Consider the following 6,508-nt stretch of genomic DNA (forward strand, 5'->3'; position numbering starts at 1 on the left):
GTATGGGATTTTCCGGTGAATCGCACGGAGCGCAAAAACAGAATGAAGTACTGCGCGTGCCAGAAAAAACACTGCAGCGCCAACAGCGCCTCTCTGATTATGTGCGTCGAATAGAACAGGCGCAGCAAGATTTTTATCGCAAACAAGGCATACCAAGAGGGCGCGAGAAAAATATTCTTGAAACATGGATGAATATTGACACTCGCATAGTTGCAAAAGGCGTGAATGCCGCCCTTCTTGCGCTTACTGGAGCAACTGCCGCTACGTGGAGTTTTTTTAAACGCGGAGAATATGGCTATTGGGGACATAGCCTTGCTGCAGCGGGGATCTTTTTTGGTCTCCAACTCTTTGGCCGCAAAGGGATGGAAAGTATTCAGTATTTTATAAAAATTCCTTCCCAAAAAAAATCACTGCATTCATTGCGGGGCATAATGCTTCAGCAACAGCTTGCAAGCACAGAAACGTATTCAAAAATATCAGCTGGCGTTCGCGAGTATCAAGAAGAAAAATACCGCATACGGCAGAAGGCGCATCCCGATGTGAATGGATCACCCGATCGTGAGCTTCAGTATGAACAACTAAGCTTTCTTCGTAAACGCATTCATTATATAGATGAGCTTTCCAAGCAGCATGAGGAGCTCTTTAGTACAATGAAGGAGTATCATGACCTTGCGCGGCTCTGCGAAAAAAAGAGGGCATGGGCGCCATTGGGTTTTGCGAGTGCAGCAGCTTTGCTTGCGGGTGTTCACGCATCGTCGGAATTGGATATGCATGCTTTGAAGAGTACAGGAGAAAAAATCACTCATTTGTTTTCGACACTCTTTCAACAAAAAGGGGCACATGGATCGGCGCTTGATTTCAAAACATCCGCATCGCTTGCGCCGACACTCATGGCTCTTCTGATGGGATGGTATCTCAAAGTTGCCGAAGCAAAGAGCGAACAAGAAGGGGCAAAGGATGTTCGTGCTACCCTTGAGCGCATTGAAGAGGAAATTCGCGGAGTTCAGGCCTATCGCGCCCGCATGGTGCTCAAACTTTCCCGCTTACGCAAGCAGCTCGGTCTTGAAATAACTGATGAAATAGAGCAGGTGTTGGAGGACGAACACCAAGAGAATGGAGAAAGTCCCTATGGGCGATGGCAAAAACAGTTTGAAGATTTGATTGGCACGCAGTTTACTGAAGCGCGACGTGAGAAGGGGCGACAACTACCTGCTGTATCTGAATCCTCTCTGCAATTCATCCCATCACTTAATCAACTTCTTGCAGTCAGTATGGGGGAATCAGATAGAGTGCCTCCTTCAGAGGATACAACACCAAGCGTAGCGGAACAGCCTCCGGTGCGGGCGCCATCAAGCGGAAATGCAATGCGTGCAATCAAGCCCTTGCAGCCGGAACAAATTGTCCATTCCCGCAAACAGACGGTCATCAAGCAGGTCATCGTTGATGTACTCCATATCGCAGGAAAAGAATTTGATGCGCATGCGCAAGAATCGCTTGAACAGATGCCGATTCAGGATGTTTTGCGCACGGTGTTGCCGGGAACGCTTCAGTCTCTTGCAAACGATCCATCGCTTTCCGAAGAAACACTTGATGAAATAGTGCGTTATTTTGAAGAGCTTGATGAAAATATGACAAAATCCATTGCGGCGTTTATCTTTCCTCGTGAAGAAGATATTGCATCGCTTCGCGACGTGCAAAGCATTATGCACAACGTTGATAGGGGTAAGAAATTTCAACAAGCTCATGAAGAAAGACAGATAGCATTGATTCGGAATGTACTGATGGGCAGCGCGGATGCGATGCGACAGTTTTTTCTTGAGCGCTATCATTGCATTGATCGCGGAGGTACGCAGGAGATGACCCCCGCTTTTTTTGATGAAAGCCTTCGTATATGGATGAGAACATCAGATCGGCATGATCGTATGTCATTGCGTAAGCTCTTGGATATCTGCGATCGGGAAATAACTTCCCTTGCCATATCAGAAAAACAAGAAAAAATGGATTGCATTCATCGGGCTATCCGCATCCTCGATTCGCTTGATGCTGAGAATCCTTTTATAAATACCGCTTCTTTTTCTCATACAGACAGACTATCGCTTACTGCTCTCCGGCGTCGCGCCCTTACGCCGCTTGCAGACGGATTCCGTGAAATGTGCAGTAATCCGAAATTCAACAAGGAAATATTGATTCAGGATATTCTACTGGGCGAATGGAGTGCTAAGGACTTTGATAAAAAAAATCAGGATAGGAAAACTCGCTATATATCCGGGGAAAGCTTTTTTGAAGCATCTTGGAAAGAGTACCCATCTCCCATAATGGATTATGGACTTAAAAAAGTAGAATCGCAGTATATCATCGGCTCTCTTGTACGGCATCGCGACTCGTGGATACCCGAAGCACAGAAGAATGATGTTATTCGGCTCATTCGGACCGTCACAGATTCCCCAACGCCCGAAGCATTCGACAAACTGTTTTTTGATCAGGACGGAGCGGAGCATATTGAATTGCTGAAATTCTCCGGACCCATGAAACGACCAATCTTTTTTATACAAAAAGGCATTGAATGCGTTGCTGCGGCAAAAGTGCTTGGCATACCGGTGATTGCACGCGTGCATGAGATGCGCATGCCGACATTTATCGATCCAATCCATCCATCCACGCTGAGCGGCGATCGTCACGGGACATGGAATATGCTTACCAATGGAAAGCTTTTGGAAACGGATATTACAAGCGATTTTAATATCAAGAACGGAGAACCTACGATCGTTACCATAAAACAATGCGTCTTATCATGGCTTCCATGGTTTTCACTCACTGCCATTGCGCAAATGTGCCAGCAGTATGAGGCTCTGTATCCAGGTATATTGGATAATTTAAAAACGCTCGATCGCAGGCCAATTATGAAGAATGCCCTTTTTACCCCGCAGACGCTCAAAAGCTTTCTTCGCAAAAGCTCGTAACAGTATAAAACGACAATAAATGTACTTTGGAAAGAATGGACACGCTCATTAAAAGAAACAATAGATGAAGGAATGAAATAGTCAATTACTCTCTTGACTTTTGTAGATCTTTTTTGTATAGTTCTATCTTATGGAGAGTAAGATTGCAGATTTGCCGCAATCAAGATACAAGTACAGCATACTCGATCCTTCACAACTCGCTCAACTCGAATGCCGCGAGGGAACACAGAAAGGCATTATTACCCTCTCACAAGAGAATCTTCTGAATATTCTGGAATGGGCGTATCCGATCTGCGTCTACTCCGCAACGTATTTGCCAAAAGGAGCTACAGATGTTTTTCCCGGATTCATCCTTATCGCAATCAATCGCGCGCTTAAGGGCAAGGGCTACACCGGATACGAGGTGTGGTTCAGTGAAGATGCTAACGAATATTTACTTCTCGGCCTCAAAGACGAGCAGCGCTACCACCTCGCCCAATGGCGCTTGGGATTGGAAGTGCGCACACTACGGGAAGTTGTAGACGATGCAGCGCCCTACATGCATACCTATATACGCCGCCATGGGGCAACTGCTCGACTCTGTTTCTACCTTCTCGCTGCTGCCATTGCATCATTTATTGCATATGATCGGCTCTTGGCTTCGCAGGCGCATCCATCCTATCTCCTCTACTATACTTCGTGGTTGTTCTTTTTATTGAGTGGAGGCGCAGTTATCTGGTATATTCTATCATTTAAGAAATACCAACGCGCATCCGTAATTAGAATGGTCGAAAATATCGAAAACGATATCGTCGGCGCTATATCCATGTAGCGCATGGCGCAACATAACTCATCCCGGACTATCGCAGTCTCGGGATTTTTTTATACTTAAAAATAGAACTGACGACCCTTGACTTTTCCGTACATTATGCCAAACTAATGGCGCACATTGACAATCATGCCACAAGATATCATTCGTACTGCTAAGAAACCGCAAAAAGTTGATCTGAAACGCATTGGAGAAATTGGCACAAAACTGCGCAAACTCATTGACCAGATGTCATTTATTTTCCCGGCAAGGACACATTTGCTTCAACAAATTCTCTTTGCTCTACTCACTCGCCAGCATGTGCTCATTTTTGGCACCTATGGCACGGGTAAGAGCGATCTTGTAAATACAATCTTCGAGGCATTTGAGGGCTGCAAAATCTTTTCGATCGAGCTCTCAAAGTTTTTGAGCGAATCTTCCATATTCGGCGTACCGGATCCTAAGAAGATGCGCGAACAAGGTGAAGTCTACTACAATCCTGAGTATGGTATTCTCGTTGCTGATTTCGCAGAGCTTGACGAGTTCTTTGATGCGAATGATTCACTTCTTCGTGCAACACTCGGCGTATTGAATGAACGCCATTTCAAACGCGGACGGCAATTTGAATGGGCAAAGCTCCATTCTGCCATTGCATCAACCAATGGAGATCCTCGGGCGACAGTGAAAAATAAACCCGAATTAGGTGCGGTTGTTGATCGATTCCTCTTTCAATGCCGTGTAGGCTATGTGCAGACAAAAGAACAGCGCTTGAGAATGTATGAGAAGTATCTCAGTGGCGAAAAGCCATCTGTCAAGCTTACACTTGAAGAGCTGAAGCATATTTCTGGTATTGTCGTTGATGCTAATCAAATCGATGATCCAGAATTTCTTGTCGTGTATGATGATGTAGTAGAAGCATACAAAGCAAAGATGGGCACTGGGATTCTTGAAATTTCAGATCGTCGGAGGTGTCGTCTTTTGCAGATTTGCGAAGCGAATGCCCTACTCTATGGCAGGTACGAAGTTACATTTGAAGATATCTATGCTGTGAAGTGGGGCCTATGCACCGGAGGCGAACAAGCCCACATTGATGCATTTGATTCTGTCGCAAAACCAATTATCGAAAAGGCTGTTGAAGCACGGAAGCAAAACATTGATGAACTTCAAGTGAAACTTCTTGCCGAACTCAAACAGCAGGTTCCCCAGCTGCCACAGAATCCTACCAGCGATGATCTTGTAACTACAATGAAGGGATGCAAGGATCTTCGTGCGAAAGTTGCGGATATCAAGCCGCTCTTGCAGTCAACCGAACAGGAAAAGAATCGTATTCTTGCCCAAATCGATAAGATTTCGGCAAGTACGTTAGAAAAAATCACAGCGTAATGTTTCTTGAAGGACTTGCAGTAGCAACTGCAATAACTGGTGTTGCAGGAGTCTGCTATTGGCTATGGAGGAAAGTACGCGATATTCTTCATCCTCCTCAACGGTCCAAGCAGTACATTCCTCTTCCGTCGCAGTTGCCACAGCTTCCAAAGGCCGATCCTGATTCTTCTCGTAATAGTAGTAATGGTACCCAGTCGGATGAAAAAGAAGATAAGGATGCAGAGAGGCGCGAAAAACAAGAACAAAACACACAGCAGCAGCGAAAGGAAGCGCTTGTTAGACAGGTCGCTCAGACCAATCAAGATCTTGGTAAGAAGCTCATGCAGTGCGCAGGTGTTGCACGAGGTGAATATCTCGACTCCAATGATGCGCAACTTGTTACAGAAGTTGCACGTCGCATTGGCGAACTAGAACTATTAATTGTATCATTGGCAAGCAGAGTATCGCTAGATATCGATGTTGACAAGCGGAGTAATCGTGTTGCAGTAAATTATCCGACGAGCGATATCGAACCGCAGACCATGACGGATATTGCACAGTTTCCCGATATGCTTCCGGAACAATTGATGGCGGATGATGACGATTTCTACCGTAGTATTGTTCTTAATGAAGCACTTGTTCTGCAAGCGTTTGAGAGTGTTGTTATCGACAAAATTCTCTATACACTCCTCGATGTTTCAGGATCTATGAAGGAACTGCTCGAGAGTGGCCTGCCCCGCCACATTGTTGCGCGTGGCATTATGGTAAAGCTTCTCTATCGCGCTATCAATGGTGGTGCAAAATACTATCATCGCGATTTCGATGGTGAACCGCATCAGCTTCTTCTAGCCTTAACTCCCGAAGAAGCAGAACGTCTTTGCGACATCATTCTTCATGGAGGCCTGACCCAAGGCGGCACGAATATCTTAAAGGCCCTTCAGCGCGCAGTAGAAGATATTCGTCAGCGGCAGGCAGGTATTCAGGAAGCAGAAGTTCTTCTTATCAGCGATGGAGATGATGAAGGAATTGGAAGTCCGGAACAACTTGAGGCGCTTCTTGGCGACGATATTCGCCTTCATGTTGCGCTTGTAGGCAAGCATTCGGAGATACTCAAAGCAGTAGCGCATACGTACATTCATTTTCCCTAGGGACGGCCATACGAAAGCCGTCTTTTTTATTTTTTTACCAGTGGAAGCTCCAACGAATATATTAAAAAAAATAAAACATCTCTTCGGGAGAGATGTTTTATGGACGGGGAACGTCGAAAAAATTATTGAGACTTTTTTTGAGCTTTCACTGCATCACGCTTTGCTTTCATCTCAGCTTTCTTTGCCTCACGATCTGCCTTGAGCGCTTCTTGCTTTGCTTTCATCTCAGCTTTCTTTGCCTCACGATCTGC

Annotated in this window: 4 protein-coding genes; all 4 read left to right on the forward strand. The window is 45.5% G+C overall.

Features of this window, described 5'->3' with window-relative positions; genetic code table 11:
- Positions 1-2: 2 nt before the first annotated feature.
- The 4 genes from AAB400_00640 (at position 3) to AAB400_00655 (ending at position 6,257) form a co-directional block, all read left to right on the forward strand.
- Positions 3-2,960, forward strand: coding sequence for a hypothetical protein (locus AAB400_00640; GenBank protein ID MEK7648409.1), 2,958 nt, complete (start codon positions 3-5; stop codon positions 2,958-2,960).
- A gap of 130 nt (positions 2,961-3,090) precedes the next feature.
- Entirely contained in the window at positions 3,091-3,771 is a 681-nt protein-coding gene (locus tag AAB400_00645) for a hypothetical protein (protein ID MEK7648410.1), read from the forward strand.
- Positions 3,772-3,897: 126 nt separating this feature from the next.
- Positions 3,898-5,130 carry an AAA family ATPase gene (locus AAB400_00650; protein MEK7648411.1) on the forward strand — a complete coding sequence of 411 codons (1,233 nt, stop codon included), beginning with the start codon at positions 3,898-3,900 and terminating at the stop codon, positions 5,128-5,130.
- A complete protein-coding gene (locus AAB400_00655) occupies positions 5,130-6,257 on the forward strand; it encodes a hypothetical protein (GenBank protein ID MEK7648412.1) in 1,128 nt (375 codons plus the stop codon). The genes AAB400_00650 and AAB400_00655 overlap by 1 nt, the downstream gene beginning before the upstream one ends.
- Positions 6,258-6,508: the final 251 nt, after the last annotated feature.

The organism is Patescibacteria group bacterium (genome assembly GCA_038065255.1).
Lineage (GTDB): Bacteria > Patescibacteriota > Patescibacteriia > JACQRZ01 > JACQRZ01 > JBBTRI01.

Excerpts from the sequence above, each read along its gene's own strand:
- AAB400_00650 (MEK7648411.1), top strand. The coding sequence starts at position 3,898 with ATGCCACAAGATATCATTCGTACTGCTAAGAAACCGCAAAAAGTTGAT.
- AAB400_00655 (MEK7648412.1), top strand. The coding sequence starts at position 5,130 with ATGTTTCTTGAAGGACTTGCAGTAGCAACTGCAATAACTGGTGTTGCA.
- AAB400_00640 (MEK7648409.1), top strand. The coding sequence starts at position 3 with ATGGGATTTTCCGGTGAATCGCACGGAGCGCAAAAACAGAATGAAGTA.
- AAB400_00645 (MEK7648410.1), top strand. The coding sequence starts at position 3,091 with ATGGAGAGTAAGATTGCAGATTTGCCGCAATCAAGATACAAGTACAGC.